General features: G+C 68.4%; 14 protein-coding genes. 7 read left to right on the plus strand and 7 right to left on the minus strand.

Annotated features, from left to right (window positions below):
* Nucleotides 1-83 precede the first annotated feature (83 nt).
* Both QC765_RS01565 and QC765_RS01570 read left to right on the plus strand, forming a co-directional pair.
* The gene (locus tag QC765_RS01565; RefSeq protein WP_278312659.1) at nt 84-521 is read left to right on the plus strand and encodes a YidH family protein; all 438 of its coding nucleotides are present in this window, start codon (nt 84-86) and stop codon (nt 519-521) included.
* 2 nt (nt 522-523) lie between these two features.
* Nucleotides 524-1651 (plus strand): HNH endonuclease, encoded by a 1128-nt coding sequence (locus QC765_RS01570; RefSeq protein ID WP_278312660.1) that lies wholly within the window; start codon nt 524-526, stop codon nt 1649-1651.
* Nucleotides 1652-1660: 9 nt separating this feature from the next.
* Here QC765_RS01570 and QC765_RS01575 read toward each other — a convergent pair whose 3' ends face one another.
* On the minus strand, nt 1661-1993 hold the full coding sequence (locus tag QC765_RS01575; RefSeq protein ID WP_278312661.1) for a nucleoside triphosphate pyrophosphohydrolase: 333 nt from the start codon (nt 1991-1993) through the stop codon (nt 1661-1663).
* A 157-nt stretch (nt 1994-2150) separates the two neighbouring features.
* Between QC765_RS01575 and QC765_RS01580 the strand changes: the two genes are divergently transcribed.
* Nucleotides 2151-3263, plus strand: a complete 1113-nt coding sequence (locus QC765_RS01580; protein ID WP_278312662.1) for a VIT1/CCC1 transporter family protein — start codon at nt 2151-2153, stop codon at nt 3261-3263.
* Here the strand turns inward: QC765_RS01580 and QC765_RS01585 are convergent.
* Both QC765_RS01585 and QC765_RS01590 read right to left on the minus strand, forming a co-directional pair.
* Nucleotides 3228-4922, minus strand: coding sequence for a cation:proton antiporter (locus tag QC765_RS01585; RefSeq protein WP_309297284.1), 1695 nt, complete (start codon nt 4920-4922; stop codon nt 3228-3230). The two genes, QC765_RS01580 and QC765_RS01585, sit on opposite strands and share 36 nt — an antisense overlap.
* A 68-nt stretch (nt 4923-4990) precedes the next feature.
* Complete coding sequence (locus tag QC765_RS01590; protein WP_278312663.1) at nt 4991-5803, minus strand: hypothetical protein; 813 nt, start codon at nt 5801-5803, stop codon at nt 4991-4993.
* A 657-nt stretch (nt 5804-6460) separates the two neighbouring features.
* On the opposite strand from QC765_RS01590, the gene QC765_RS01595 reads away from it, so the two are divergent.
* Complete coding sequence (locus tag QC765_RS01595) at nt 6461-7459, plus strand: SDR family NAD(P)-dependent oxidoreductase (RefSeq protein ID WP_278312664.1); 999 nt, start codon at nt 6461-6463, stop codon at nt 7457-7459.
* 4 nt (nt 7460-7463) lie between these two features.
* Here the strand turns inward: QC765_RS01595 and QC765_RS01600 are convergent, their stop codons facing one another.
* The 4 genes from QC765_RS01600 to QC765_RS01615 form a co-directional block, all read right to left on the minus strand.
* A complete protein-coding gene (locus QC765_RS01600) occupies nt 7464-8357 on the minus strand; it encodes a SpaA isopeptide-forming pilin-related protein (RefSeq protein ID WP_278312665.1) in 894 nt (297 codons plus the stop codon).
* A gap of 135 nt (nt 8358-8492) precedes the next feature.
* Nucleotides 8493-9203 (minus strand): MOSC domain-containing protein, encoded by a 711-nt coding sequence (locus QC765_RS01605; protein ID WP_278312666.1) that lies wholly within the window; start codon nt 9201-9203, stop codon nt 8493-8495.
* An 11-nt stretch (nt 9204-9214) separates the two neighbouring features.
* Complete coding sequence (locus tag QC765_RS01610) at nt 9215-9931, minus strand: LmeA family phospholipid-binding protein (protein WP_278312667.1); 717 nt, start codon at nt 9929-9931, stop codon at nt 9215-9217.
* Nucleotides 9932-9994: 63 nt separating this feature from the next.
* Nucleotides 9995-10828 (minus strand): glycerophosphodiester phosphodiesterase family protein, encoded by an 834-nt coding sequence (locus QC765_RS01615; protein ID WP_278312668.1) that lies wholly within the window; start codon nt 10826-10828, stop codon nt 9995-9997.
* A 130-nt stretch (nt 10829-10958) separates the two neighbouring features.
* Between QC765_RS01615 and QC765_RS01620 the strand changes: the two genes are divergently transcribed.
* From QC765_RS01620 to QC765_RS01630, 3 genes are all read left to right on the plus strand, one after another.
* Nucleotides 10959-12389, plus strand: coding sequence for an alanine/glycine:cation symporter family protein (locus QC765_RS01620; RefSeq protein ID WP_278312669.1), 1431 nt, complete (start codon nt 10959-10961; stop codon nt 12387-12389).
* 129 nt (nt 12390-12518) lie between these two features.
* Nucleotides 12519-12914: a hypothetical protein gene (locus QC765_RS01625; protein ID WP_278312670.1), complete on the plus strand. Its 396-nt coding sequence runs from the start codon at nt 12519-12521 to the stop codon at nt 12912-12914.
* Nucleotides 12915-12969: 55 nt separating this feature from the next.
* On the plus strand, nt 12970-14460 hold the full coding sequence (locus tag QC765_RS01630; protein ID WP_278312671.1) for an SDR family oxidoreductase: 1491 nt from the start codon (nt 12970-12972) through the stop codon (nt 14458-14460).
* The last annotated feature ends 154 nt before the right edge of the window (nt 14461-14614 follow it).

Consider the following 14614-nt stretch of genomic DNA (forward strand, 5'->3'; position numbering starts at 1 on the left):
ACACTATGTCTGTTAAGTGGCAGGGATACTGTAGCTATCACCGCGCGGGCGCTAGCCACGGTGCCCGGCACGCCGTCATCCTGATGCCCACCGCACGGCGGGCACATCGCCAGAACGGAGAATCGTTGCGCCCCGAGAAGCATGCGCCTGACGAACACGTCGATGACGAGCCGCTGACCGAGGCTACCCGGCCCGACGAGCGATTCACCCTAGCGAGCGAGCGCACCTTCCTGGCCTGGATCCGCACCTCACTGGGCCTCATGGTCGCGGGCGTCGCGCTCATCCACGTCGTTCCCGAGTTCGCGAACGAGACGATCCGCAGCCTCATCGGCGGCTCGCTCGTCGTGCTCGCGGGCACCGCCGCCGCAGCGGGCCTCGCGCGCTGGCACGTCGTCGAGAGAGCCCTGCGCACGGGATCCGATATGCCTGGCAGCAAGCACCTCGTCGCGCTCACCACGGTGGTCGTGCTCGTGTCCGCCATCGCGGTGATCGCCATCATCGCCGACGCGATGTCCGCCTGACCATGCCCGGCCAGCCCGCGAGCCCGACGCCGCCGGACCCGCGCGGCACCGAGGATTCGATCGCGCTCGCCCAGCGTATTGTTGCTCTGCTCGAATCTGGCGCCCGGCAGTCCACCTACAAGCTCGCCACGCTGCTCGCCCTGATCGACGAGGCCGTCGAGAACCCGGTACCGGGCTCGGCAGAGCTAGCGGTCACCGTCCCCGCGCTCGCGCAACGGGTGATCGCCTACTACTGGCCGCAGGTGCAGCCCTACAGCCCCAGCGGCCCACTCCGGCAGGGATGGGCCCAGGGATCATCGCCAGGTCCGGGCCGCGGCATGCCGCGCATTCCCCGGTTGATCGAGGAGGCCCGCGCCGCGCTCCGCGCCGAGGGGCATGCCACTGCCGGCCACGCGCGCGAATCGGGCTCGCCGATCTACCAGCGCCTGGTCCGCGAGGTCGCGTACCAGCTGGCCCGGAACCCGCTCACCTACCTGCAGACGCCCGTGCGCGTGCCACAGGGGGCGAGCACGGATTTCCTCTTCGATGCCAGCGGTTTCCACAACTCCATCAGCCGCGCCGCCCTCGACGCCCACGGCCCGCTCGTCCTGCGCCCGGGAGTGGCCGCCGCGCTCCGCGAATGCGCTCCCCTGCTGCGCCCCGTCGTCGAGATGACCTGGATCGCCGATATCGTGCGGTTCAACGCCGCCGAGCTCGACCAGGAGGATCTCGCGGGATTCCTCTTCGGCGCTGACCGCTCGTCGCTGATCCGGTTGCACGACCCCCTGCGCGATATCCAGCACGGCCGCTGCTTCTACTGCGATGCTCTGCTGCGCGCCACGCCCCATGTCGACCACGTGCTGCCGTGGTCGCGCATACCGCTCGATGGCACCGCGAACCTCGTGCTCACCGATGCGCGCTGCAACGGCAACAAGCTCGCCATGCTGCCAGTGCGCGATCACCACGAGCGAGCGATCGCGCGCCCCGGCTCCCTGCTGCGCGAGCTCTCCGCGGCGTCGGGGCTGCCGGTCCTGCTCGACCGCACCACCGATGCGGGAACCGGCATCTACACCACGATCCCCACCGGGACGTTGCTGTGGCGGGGCCGCGATTCCTACGAGATCCACCAGCGGCGGCGCGGCACGGGCTAGGCGGGCGGGCTAGCCGGCAACGGGCACGGCGGCGTCGCCGATCGCCTCGAGCATTACTCCGTGCTCGAAGCCACCGCGCTCGGCGCGCTTCTGCGCTGCCACGAGCTCGAGCTCGAGCCGCCCGTGACCATGCTGGGCCAGCAGGGAGAGCAGCACCTCGTACAAGTCGGCGGCCTCGTCGAGCACCTCGTCGGGATGGGCCTCGGTCAGCTCGGAGCATTCCTCGCCGAGCTTGCGCAGCAATGCGGCACGCCGCTCGTCGCCATCGACCACATGCACCCGCGGGTCCCTTCCGGAGGCGCGGATGATGTGCGGGATGTGATCGCGTACCAGCTTGCTCATGACCCCGATTTCTACCCGACGCGCCGCGCCGCGGGACCAGAACGCCGAAGTTGCCTCCCTCCCGGGTCCACCGAGGACCGCGGTGCGGGCGGCGCGGACATCGCCCGGGCGGTATTGTCATGCCAGCGAGCCGACGGATCAGGGAGGGAGCAGCACGATGGCCGATGACCCGCGCGCCACCCGCTCCGGCGAGCCCGCGACCGAGCGTGCGGCACCGACTCCGAGCGATATCCGCCGCTGGCGCCGCTACCTCGCCAATGAGCGCGCCGAGGCCGCGGTGTACATGGATCTCGCCGAGCGCCGCACTGGCGAGGAGCGGGAGATCCTCCTCGCCCTCGCCCACGCCGAGGGCCGCCACGAGGCGCACTGGCGCCAACTCCTCGGCGATCACGTCGGCATGCCCCTGCGCGGCGATTTCCGTACCCGGATGCTCGGGTTCCTTGCCCGTCGCTTCGGCTCTGTGTTCGTGCTCGCCCTCGTCCAGCGGGCCGAGAAGCGATCGCCGTACGCATCCGATACCGATGCCACGAGCGCCATGACGGCCGACGAGCACATCCATGAGGAGGTCGTGCGCGCGCTCGCCACCCGCGGCCGCAACCGGCTCTCTGGCACGTTCCGCGCCGCCGTGTTCGGCGCTAACGATGGCCTGGTGTCCAACCTCGCGCTCATCCTCGGCTTCGCGGGCAGTGGCGCGGGCAACGAGGTCATCCTGCTAGCGGGCGCGGCCGGCCTGCTCGCGGGCGCGATGTCGATGGCGGCCGGCGAGTACATCTCGGTGCGGTCGCAGCGGGAGCTGCTCGAGGCGTCCACCCCGAGCCTTCACACACGGGACGCGGTGCCTGATCTCGACGTCAACGAGAACGAGCTCGCACTGGTCTACCGTGCTCGGGGCATGTCCCCGGCGGAGGCCGAGCAGCGGGCCACCGATGTCCTCGCGGGGCTCCGCACGGACGATCCTGATGGGCAACCGAGCGCGGAATCGCACGAGACGGTGGGCACCGCGGTGCGTGCTGCACTGGCGAGCTTCGGGTTCTTCGCCTCCGGTGCCATCATCCCGGTGATCCCCTACGCCCTTGGCGTCGAGGGCTTCGCGGCCTTGATCACCGCGTGCATGCTCGTGGGCATCGCGCTGATCGCCACGGGCGTTGTTGTTGGCCTGCTCTCCGGCGGCCCGCCAGCCAAGCGCGGCCTGCGGCAGCTCAGCATCGGGTACGGCGCCGCAGCACTCACCTACCTACTCGGGCTCGCGTTCGGCACCACGATCGGTTGATCCCTCGCCCGTGCGCCGCTCGTTGGCAACGAGCTCCTCGAGCAGCTCCACGGTGGCATCGGCGGCGATCCGGAACGGCTCGAGCACCACCTCGATGCCCGCCCCCGCGAGATCCAGGGCGTCACGCTCATGGTGCGCGGTCACCACGATCCGTCCCGGGAAGGCGTGATGACGCAGCCCGTGCAGCAACGCCCGGTTCACATCCGCGACGGGCACTGTGCTGATGACAGCGCGAGCGGTGTCGAGCGGCAACGTCTCCAGGAAGTGGACGTCCTCCGCGCACCCGAACACCACCTGCATGCCGTGCCTGTGCCGATGCTTCACGCGGAAGGGATCGCAGTCCACCGCGAGCACCCGCCAACCGTCCGAGGTCAGCCGATCCGCGATCCGGCCACCAAAGCGGCCCAGCCCGTAGAGGATCACGTCGCACGGGGGCCTCTCGGGCGTCGGCCGGCGCACCCGGCCCTGCGTCCGATCGAACCGCTCGAGCCACGGCCCGATCCGCCGGAAGATCTGGTGCGAGTACAGGATCAGGTACGTCGATCCGCCGATGGTGATCAGGCCGACCACCGTGATGAGGCTGACCGTGGCATTGGTGATATGCCCCAGGCTCAATCCGAGCGCGGCCAGGATCAGCGAGAACTCCGAGATCTGCGCGACCGTCAGGCCTGCGAGGAACCCCACTCGCACGGGATAGCGCATCAATGCCATGATCACCATCACGATCAGGGGATTGCCCACCAGGACGAAGATCGAGAGCACGATGGCCTCGCCGATCTGCTCCCCCGCGTCGGTGAACTCTAGCTGCGCGCCCAGGGCGAGGAAGAAGAACAGCAGCAGGAAATCCCGCAGGCTCACGAGCCGGGCTCCGAGCGCGTCGCGGTACGGCGTGGAGGCTAGCGACATGCCCGCGAGGAACGCCCCCACCTCGGAGCTGAAGCCCAGCCAATCGCTGACCGCGGCAATGGAAACCGCGTACGCGACACCGAACAGCACAAGCAACTCCTGCGAGCGCGCTACCGAATGCAGCAACCGTGGCAGCACCAGCTTCATCAGCAGCACTATGCCAACGACCAGTGCCGCGCCCTTCGCGATGACCGTGATGATGTCGGCGCGCATCGATCCGCTCGATTCCTGCCCGAATGCCGTCAAAACGATCATCACCGCCACGACGACGATGTCCTGCACGATGAGGAAGCCCACCGCGATGCGGCCGTGCAGATGGTCGATCTCGCGCTTGTCGGACAGCAGCTTGACGATGATGATCGTCGACGAGAACGTCAGCGCCACTGCCACATACAGGGCGGTCACCGTGTCCATGCCCAGCAGGCGCGCGATGCCGAAGCCGATGATCGACGTGAACGCGACCTGTCCGAGCCCGGTCGCCAGCGCGACCGGACCGGTACTTCGGATCAGATGGATATCGAGCCGGAGCCCCACAAGGAACAGCAATATCGCGATGCCCAGGTGGGCCAGCAGCTCGATCGTGCCATCGGCGGTCACCCAGCCCAGGCCTACCGGGCCAACGAGGATGCCAACACCGATGAACGCCACGATCAGGGGTTGCTTCAGCCAGACGGCGAGCAATGCCGCAATAGCGGCCACGGCAAGGATCCCGGCGATGAGGGGAAAGTCATTGACCTGCATCGGCGCATCCATCCGTGGACGAGTCCTGCCTGGTCTCTACCTTCTCATAGGCGCTGGTCCGGGGAAAGAGCGCGCAAGGCCTACTCGGGCGGCGCGGCAGGCCCTTCCACTGGCTCCGCACCGGCGGGAACGAGCCGCACCGGCACCTCCGGGAAACTCCCTGACGTATCGATCCGCTGGGGAGCGCCACCCTCGAGCACCAGTGGCGATCGGTGCGCCACTGTCACGCTGGTGATGTCGTAGCACTGCGGGGCGAGCGCGAGCACGATATGCCCGGTCGCTGTCGCTGGCCGGGTCGTATACGACTCACCCGCGCTGGGCTCGCATGGCACTAGCTGCAGGCTGGCACCAGGCACCACCGCTCCCGTTCGCGCGTCCAATACCTTCAGCGACCCAGCCCGCCATGCCTCGCCGAGACCGCCAGGCCCGTCGAAGAACCGGATCTCCGCGGGTGATTCCTGGCCGGAGCCATCGATCATCACATGGCGCATCCCCTCGGGCACGGGGTAGGCGTTCTCGGGCAGTGCACCGAGCGTGAAGTGATAGCAGCCGGGAGGTCCTTCGAGGACGAGCCGACCTGCTTCGTCTGTCGTGCCGGTGAGGGTCGTGATCGGTTGGACGGGTTCCGGGCCGGTTGGGGCGTCGCAGGCCTTGAGCAAGTGGGCGTGCACCTCGACGCCGACGATCGGCGAGCCACCTAGCGTTCGCGCGACCACTTCGAGCGGCGCCGCCTCGGGCGCTGCTTGCTCCGATGCTCCGGCGAGATGACGACCATCTGGCTCGGCTGGCGCGGGCTCCACAGGCGGCTCGACTGGGGACGGCGGGGGCTCCACAGGCGGCTGCTCGGCTGGTGCGGGCTCGGCGGGAAGCTGCTCGGTAGGCGGGGGCTCCACAGGCGGCTGCTCGGCGGGAGGCTGCTCGGTAGGCGGGACCGGAGCGGGTGGTTCCACCGCTACGGGTGGCTGCGGAGCGGGCGCTGGTGCGGGAGCGGGCGCTGATGCTGGGGGTCCATCGAGAATAAGGATTGGCGGAGGCTCAGCCACCACACGCGCCGGGGATGGCACAGCGTTTCCTGGGGTAGCGGTGGGCTCCGGGGCAGGCTGGGCATCACCGGCCCCGGGATCAGCAGCGCCGGCAGCACCCGCATCCGGAACTGCCTCCGCAGGTACGGAATTGGCCACGGTTTCGGTGGTGGAGTCGAGCGTCAGCGGACTGTAGTTGTACACCATCTCGGAATCCGGCGAGCTGCACGCGGCGGCGAGGGCAGCTCCTCCGGCCACAAGCGCCAGCGGCACGCCGCGCCAGACCGGGCGTCCCGGCGAGTGCATCATTCTGTCACCCACGCTGATCACTCCCCTGCTGGCGTTGCTGCGTCAGTTGATATTTCACTCTCCAAGCAGCATTAATGCACGCATCCACGGGCCGTGCCGCGCAAACGACCCTGGATCGTGACTGCACTGTTACCGGCCATTCCCGGTGCGCGACCGCAACAGGTTCTCCTACGCTGTGGGGGACGAATCCTTCATTGCTCAACCAGCGAGGTACCTGTCTTGACGCCATCGTTCGTTCCTCGCGGTGCCCGGATGCTCGCGCGCACCGCCGATGCGGTGCTCGAGGGCACCGTGGTGGGGAGCTTCTCGTCGCTGGGCCTGTCCGCGCGCCGCGCCCTGCCAGCATGGCCGGGCGATCCGGAACTGCATGCGCTTCGCGACAAGACAGTGCTCGTGACCGGCGCCGGTTCCGGCATCGGTGCCGAGTGCGCCCGGCAGCTCGCGATGCTCGGGGCCCGGGTGCTGCTCGGGGTGCGTACCCCGAGCAAGGGAACCGCGACCGCATCGTGGATCCGGGAAACAGTGCCGGGTGCCGACATCGATGTTGTGGACATCGACGTCGCTGATCTCACCTCGGTGCGCCGCGCGGCCCGCCATGTCCTCTCCGTGGAGCCCCGGCTGGACGTCGTCATCCACAACGCGGGCGTGCTGCCGAAGGAGCGGGAGCTCACCGCTGACGGCCACGAGGTGACCCTCGCGACGCACGTCCTCGGCCCGCTGCTGTTGTCGGAGCTGCTGCGCCCGGCCCTGCGCGCATCCGGCACCAGCAGGGTCGTCTTTGTCTCCTCCGGCGGGATGTACACGCAGGGCCTGGCCGTCGACGATCCCGAGTACGCGCAGGACGAGTACAAGGGAGCGGTGGCATATGCCCGCACCAAGCGCATGCAAGTGTCCCTGGTGCCGCTGCTCGCGCACCGGTGGGCATCGGACGGCATCGCGGTGCACGCGATGCACCCAGGCTGGGCGAACACTCCCGGCGTGGTCGATGCGCTCCCTGGGTTCCACCGCCTGATGCGCCCGCTGCTGCGCGACGCGCGCGCCGGGGCCGACACCATCGTGTGGCTCGCGGCCGCGCGGCCCGCCCCGGAGTCCGGGCACTTCTGGCACGATCGCCATCGCCGTTCCCCGTTCCGGCTGCCCGGCACCAAGCACGACGAGCACGACGTGATGCGGCTGTGGGAGTTCTGCCGTGGCGTGCTCGACCTGCCAGTGCGCTAGCCGCTCAGCAGGTCCCGGGCCGCTGATCATCCTGCCTGATCAGGATGACGTCCTCGTAGGACTCGCCCTCGGGGGTGAACCTGGTGCCTGCCGTCGGCGCGCACGGAGCCGTGGTGCCTGCCACTCCCACCGCGTCGTAGCACGTGCTGGCCAGTTCGAGGTTGATCATGCCGGCGTCATTGGATGGGGGCGTGATGTAATCCATGCCGCTGGTCTCGCAGCGCTGCAACCGAATCGCGAGGCCATCCATCGGCTCATTGCTCTCGACGTCAAGGACACGCAGGGAGGTGTCCACGACATCCTCGGGGAGGCGGGCCGGGCCATCGTAGAACTCGAACGGAACGGTCAGCGTGTCGTCGTCTCCCGTGATCTCCCCACCGAAGAGGCCCGACGGCACGGGCAAGTGGGCGGTGGGCGCTTCCGTCAGCGCGACGCTGTAGCAGCCCGGCGCGAGGCCCTCGATCGTCGACGAGCCATCGGGGCCAGTGGTGCCGCGCGCGGCGAACCGTGGGTTGAGGTCAGCACCGGGGCCTTCGGAGTAGCACGCATCCATGGCCGACACGGTGAACTTCACGCCGGGCACCGGGGCCTCGCTGGTCGTGGTGGCGGTGACGACGAGCTGGCCCGCGGCCGGGTCGCCAGAGCCGCGATGCGCGGTGGGCTCGCTGGTCATAGCCCCCGGACCAGTCGTGGGCGCCTGCCCGCTGGGCGCCTGGGTGGCGGGGCGCTGGGACTCGGCTTCCGGGGTCCCGGCTTCCGGGGAATCGGCTTCCGTGGAATCGGGTGCAGGGGAATCTAGCGACGCGGATGCGCCAGGATCGGTGCTGGTGCCGCAGGCGGTGGCGAGCGCGAGCCCGGCAGCGAGGATGGCGACGGCGAGCGTGTGGACGGAGCGCAATGGTCCCTCTTTCTCGGTGATGGCATCTTCACCCTCTTATCGCTCCCCGCCGGTGATCTTGTTAGCGCCGACGAGTGATCCGGGCCATGTGTTCACCGAACTGTGACCCGCTACCCCTCCGGCCGAGTGCCTGGATCAGCCGCGATCGAGCCGGGCGAGGGTCTTGCGAAGCCCTCGGCGCGCGGACTCCGCCAGCTCAGGAACGCTGATCGCGTGCTCGATGCGGGAGGGGGTGATCCCGGTCGTGGCGAAGGTTCGCGGGTGCGCGAGGAGCATGCGGAATATCTCGGCGACGGTGACGTCATGCGGGGCCCGGGCGAGCGGCTCGAGCACCCCGTCCGTGGGCACTGTCGCTGGCTGGAGCACGCGGGCGTAGTACCCGCATCGGCCGGTATCGATCATGCGGGCGATGATGGCTTTGTCCCCGGCGTGCATGCTGAGCTTGTAGCAGGGCTCGCGGGGCTGGGTGACCTGGATGACGGCCCCGCCCCAGGTGCAGGTATCGCCGATGCGGACGGTGTCCTCGGTCATGCCGCTGATCGTGACGTTCTCGCCGACGCCGCCCTCCCGCAGCGGATAGCCGTCGGTTCGCCACAGGTGGTAGTGCGCGACCGGGTAGAGGTAGATCGCCTTGTCGGGGCCGCCGTGCACCGCGGTATCGGCTTGCTCATCGCCATCGAGGTTGTGCTGGTGAAGCTCGATGGTGGCGCTGTCCACGCGATGCTTGCTGATGGCGCTGCGCACGTCCTTTCCGCCCAGCGTGCCGAGCAGCGCAGGGCGCCCGACGTGGACGGCGAGAATACGGGCAGGCTGCGGGCGGGAAGGCTCCTGCGGGCGGGGTTCCACGGGTTCCTAGCCTAGAGCGCTTCCTGGAAGTCGGCGAGCGCGAGATCGGAACCGGTCAGGGTGACCTCCACGCCTGTCTCGGTGACGGTGACAGCCGTGGCCGAGAGGCCCTCGGGCAGGGCTCCCACGGACTGTCGCGCCCCGCCCTTGATGGCATCGGTGATGGGATCCGGGAGGGGCAGGCCGAGGATCTCGGCGTTGCCGAGGTCGATGATGACCTCTCCGTCCTCGATGCGCGGCGTGGCGTCGACGGTAGCGGTTCCACGCATGAGCTCGATGACGAGAGCCTCGCGCGCGGGCTGCGGGACCACGCCATCGATAGTGACGCTCACGCCGGGGAGGATGGAGACATCGCCGCCATCATTCTCCTGGATAGCCTGGAAGATCGTGTCCGCCGTGATGCGGGCGGTGACCGTGACATCAGCAGCTACGGGGTTCTCTCGGTCGGTGATGTCGATGTCCGCGAGGTCGATCGATAGAGCAGAGCCGCGCAGGTCGCCCGCTCCGATCGTGCCGCTGTCGATCGAGAGGGAATCAATGCGATCGTTGATGAGGGCAGGGAGCAGAGGCTGCACCCCGAATGAGGTGCTTGGATCGGATTGCCAGGCCTCGCCGAGCGGTTCCTGGATGTCCTGGCCCACGACGTAGCGTGTGGCGATCTCTGCTGCTCCCGCGATGATCGCGAGAAGCACCAGGAGCGTGATGACGGCCTTGAGCAGCCCGCGCATGCGTGTTCCTTCCTGTTCGCATTGGAGTGGCGTGAGGCCGGGGGGAGGATCCGGCGAGCACGGCTAGTGCTGGGCCTGCGCCCGGTCGGCAAGCACGGCGGTGAGGGTGTCGGGCCGATCGGTGACGATGCCGTCGAGCCCGAGATCGAGCAGGCGATTCATCTCGGCCGCGTCGTTGATCGTCCACGCATGCACTTCGATGCCCAGGTCATGACAGAGGTCGACGAATCGCCGATCGACGAGCGTCTGGCCACGGTAGCGCAGCGGGACCTGCGCCATGTGGCCCCACGCGACCCTTCGGAGCAGGCTCAGCGGCGGACGCAGCGGCCGGGCAAGCCGCGAGCCTGCCCAGACCGCGGCCACACCGACCCGGGTGAGGGCGGCCGCGGGCAGCTCGCCACCGCGGGAGAACAACCGGCGCAGCCGGTGCAGCCGCCGCGTGGAGAACGAGGCGATGCTGACACGATGCCGGGCGCCCGCCGCGTCGATGGTGGCAACGAACGGCTTGACCGCGGCATCGGACTTGATGTCGATGTTGAAGCGGGCCTCGGGCAGCTCCCGCAGTGCCGCATCGAGACGAGTGACGGCCTCGCGGCCATTGACGCGCACATCGGCGAGCTGGGACCAGGAGAGGTCGCGCACCGAGCCATCCGAGCCAGCGACGCGGGCCAGGGTCTCGTCATGGTGCACGATGACCACGCCATCGCTGGTCGCGTGCACGTCGATCTCGATGTAGCGGTAGCCGTGCTCCGTGGCGGCGCGCATGGCGGCGAGCGTGTTCTCCAGCCCATCCCATTCGCCGATGTGCCAGCCGCGGTGGGCGAAGGCGCGCGGCCGCGGCAGTTCCAGGTAGCGCGCCGCTGGCGTGCTGGGTTGGCTCTGGCGGTGCGGTCTCATACCGTCCAGTGTGCCGGTGCGGAGTGATCGGCGCGATCAATGACTGGGGTTCGCACGGACCTCACATGGTTTTCACAGTTGGTGACCAGTTCGAAGCGCGACCGTGACACCACGCGTATACATTTCAGCAATGTCCAACATCGCAGAGTTCGCCGACGCGCTCGAGTCCGCGCTCGGCACCGTCTCCAGCTACGTGTGGGGCCCGTGGCTGCTGATCCCGCTGCTGCTCGGCACCGGCCTCTACCTCACGATCCGACTCGGTGGCCTGCAGTTCCGGAAGCTGGGCCCTGCACTCCGCCTGGCGCTGATCGAGCGCCACGACGACGGCGGCACCGGGGACATCTCGCAGTACCAGGCATTGACGACCGCGCTCGCCGCCACGGTGGGCGTCGGCAACATCGTCGGCGTGGCCGCGGCGATCGGCCTCGGTGGCCCGGGTGCCCTGTTCTGGATGTGGGTGACCGCCCTCGTCGGCATGGCGAGCAAGTACTCGGAGGCTTTCCTCGGCGTGCGATTCCGCGTGACCGACGCCAAGGGCGAGCAGTCCGGCGGCCCGCAGTATTACCTGTTCCGCGGCATACCGAACCGCTTCGGGCTCGTGCTGAGCCTGCTGTTCGCCGTGTTCGCGGTGCTCGCGTCGTTCGGCATCGGCAACATGACGCAGAGCAACGCAGTGGCTGCCCAGATGGACAACGCGTTCGGTATCGCGCCGCAGATCACGGGCCTGGTGCTGTTCGTGCTGACCGGGCTGGTCCTGATCGGCGGCATCAAGTCCATCGGCCGCGTCACCGCGGCGTTCGTGCCGATGATGATCGTGCTGTACCTGGCGTGCGGCACTCTGATCCTGGCCCTCAACGCCAGCGCCATCCCGGGCGCGTTCGGGATGATCTTCTCGGAGGCGTTCACGGGGCAATCCGCCATGGGCGGCCTCCTCGGCTCGGCCTTCCTCTACGCGCTGCAGCTTGGCGTGGCTCGAGGCATCTTCTCCAACGAGTCGGGAATGGGATCGGCGGCCATCGCGGCAGCGGCGGCCAAAACGACGCATCCGGTGCGGCAGGGCCTGGTCTCGATGACGCAGACCTTCATCGACACGATCATCGTGGTGACGTTCACCGGCCTGGTACTGATCACCACGGGCGTGTGGGAGGGGGACCGGGAAGCATCCGGAACCATGACCGCTGACGCGTTCGATGCTGGCCTGCCTGGCGATTGGGGCCACTACGTGGTGGCGCTGAGCATCGCTTTCTTCGCTTTCTCGACCATTCTCGGCTGGTCGTACTATGGCGAGCGCTGCGTGGAGCGGCTCGTTGGGCGCCGGGGGGTGGTCCCTTATCGCGCGGTGTTCACCGCCATGGTTTTTGTCGGTGCGGTGTCCCAGCTAACTCTGGTCTGGACATTCGCTGATGTGCTGAATGGATTGATGGCCATTCCAAATCTTATTGGCCTGCTCGTTCTCTCCGGGCTCGTGGCGCGGGAGACGAGGCACTACCTGGCCAATGACCCGCAGCTGCGGGCAAGCGCGAGGGACGTCGATGCGTTCATGGTGGGCGCCCGGAAATAGCTCCGAGGGCAATCGCGCCCCACTGAATGTGACAATTCGGAACCCCACGTCACAGCCATTTGCGCTAGGGCGTGGGGTTTGTCACCAAAAGGTGCAAACCGCATACGCCTTGTCGTAGCTTTAATCCTCGTGAACGAGGAACGACCACGCCAGCCCAGCGCACGCCACACCGAGCGCCAGCCGCCGCGCTCGGTGGGCCGGAGCGGTGCGCACGAGCAGCCCGACACCCAGCCGCTCGCGATCTCCGACTACGCCCAGATCTTCGGCACGCCCGGCGCCCCGAATGGCTACGACCCCGAAACCGGTCGACCCTACTCCGACCGGGGCAACCTCGCGGTCGGCGTGCTCAACCTGATCCTCCCCGGCGCTGGGCGCCTGTATGCCGGGCACTACGTGATCGGCCTCCTCCAGCTCGTCCTCGCGCTCCTCACCTGCGGCCTTGGTCACGCGTGGAGCTTCATCGACGGCATCATCACCCTCGTCAACGGCGGCACCGACGCCTCGGGCAGGCCATTGCGCCCATAGCGGAAAACCGCATCACCACCCATTGCCACTCCCCTCTCCCCGGTAGCGTGGATGCATGGCGGACACCTCCTCGGCACACACCACGCGTTGCCTCGTCACTGGCGCCACTGGCTACATCGGCGGACGCCTCGCACCCCGACTGATCGAGCAGGGAAACGCGGTTCGCGTCCTTGCCCGCACACCCGAGAAGCTTCGCGACGTTCCCTGGGCTCGCGAGGCCGAGATCGTCCAGGGCGACCTGACCGATATCCACAGCCTCGAAGAGGCCTGCCAGGGCATTGATGTCATCTACTACCTCGTGCACTCGATGGGTGGAGACACGCGCTTCGCCGACACCGAGCGCCAGTCCGCGCTCAATCTCGTCCATGCCGCTGAGTCGGCCGGGGTGCAGCGCATCGTCTACCTCGGCGGGCTGCACCCGCCCCGCGGCGAACTGTCCCCCCACCTGCGTTCCCGCGCCGAGGTCGGCGACATCCTGCTCGGCTCCACCGTGCCCACCATCGTCCTGCAGGCCGGTGTCGTCATCGGATCCGGATCCGCCTCCTTCGAGATGATCCGTCATCTCACCGACAGGCTTCCCGTCATGGTCACCCCGAAGTGGGTGAAGAACCGCATCCAGCCGATCGCTATCCGCGACGCGCTGCACTACCTGCTCGCGCTCGCCGACCTGCGCACCGCGGCGGGCGAGAACCGGACCTTCGATATCGGTGGTCCCGACGTGATGCAGTACGGCGAGATGATGCAGACCTACGGGGAGATCGCCGGGCTCCCCCGCCGCCACATGCTCGTGGTTCCCGTCCTCACGCCCCGGCTTGCCGGGCATTGGATCAACCTCGTCACTCCAGTGCCCAAGGCGCTCGCGATGCCGCTGATCGAATCGCTGCAATGCGAGGCGATCGCCCACGAGACCGACATCAAGGACTTCGTGCCGCCACCTGCCGAGGGCCTCACCCCATACCGGCGCGCCGTGCGACTGGCTCTGCAACGGATCGACGACGGCGACGTCGAGACCCGATGGTCCAATGCCTCGGTGCCGGACGCGCCCGCGGAGAAGCTTCCCTCCGATCCGGATTGGTCCGGCGAGACCGTCTACACCGATATTCGCCGCCAGGAATGCGCGGCACCCCCCGAGAAGCTGTGGGAAGTCGTCGAGGGCATCGGCGGCGAGAACGGCTGGTACTCCTTCCCCCTCGCCTGGTCGGTCCGCGGCTGGATGGACCGCCTCGTCGGCGGCGTGGGCCTGCGCCGGGGCCGGCGCGACGCGCGTCACCTCTACAAGGGAGAAGCACTCGACTGGTGGCGCGTCGAGGAGATCGAGCCGACCAAGCTGCTGCGCCTGCGCGCCGAGATGAAGGTGCCCGGCGGCGCCTGGCTGGAGATGCGCGTCCACCCCTTGGGCACCGGGTCGCAGCTCGATCAGCGCGCCATCTTCTTCCCCAAGGGGCTTGTCGGGCGCCTCTACTGGTACTCGATCTTGCCGTTCCACGGCGTGATCTTCAGTGGCATGGTGAAGAACATGACTCGCACCGCCGAGCGCTCCAGCTAGCGGCCGGGCCTGGTGCCACCGGGCCAGAGCTGGCCGGGCCTGGTCCCCACCGGGCCTGAGCTGGCCTGGCCTGGTGCCCACCGGGCCAAACGCACGGGATACCGCTAAACGCGATAGAAACTGCCCTGGATTTTCGACAGTTTCTATCGCGTTT

This window comes from Hoyosella levis (assembly GCF_026008515.1).
In the GTDB taxonomy this organism is placed as follows: Bacteria; Actinomycetota; Actinomycetes; order Mycobacteriales; family Mycobacteriaceae; genus Lolliginicoccus; species Lolliginicoccus levis.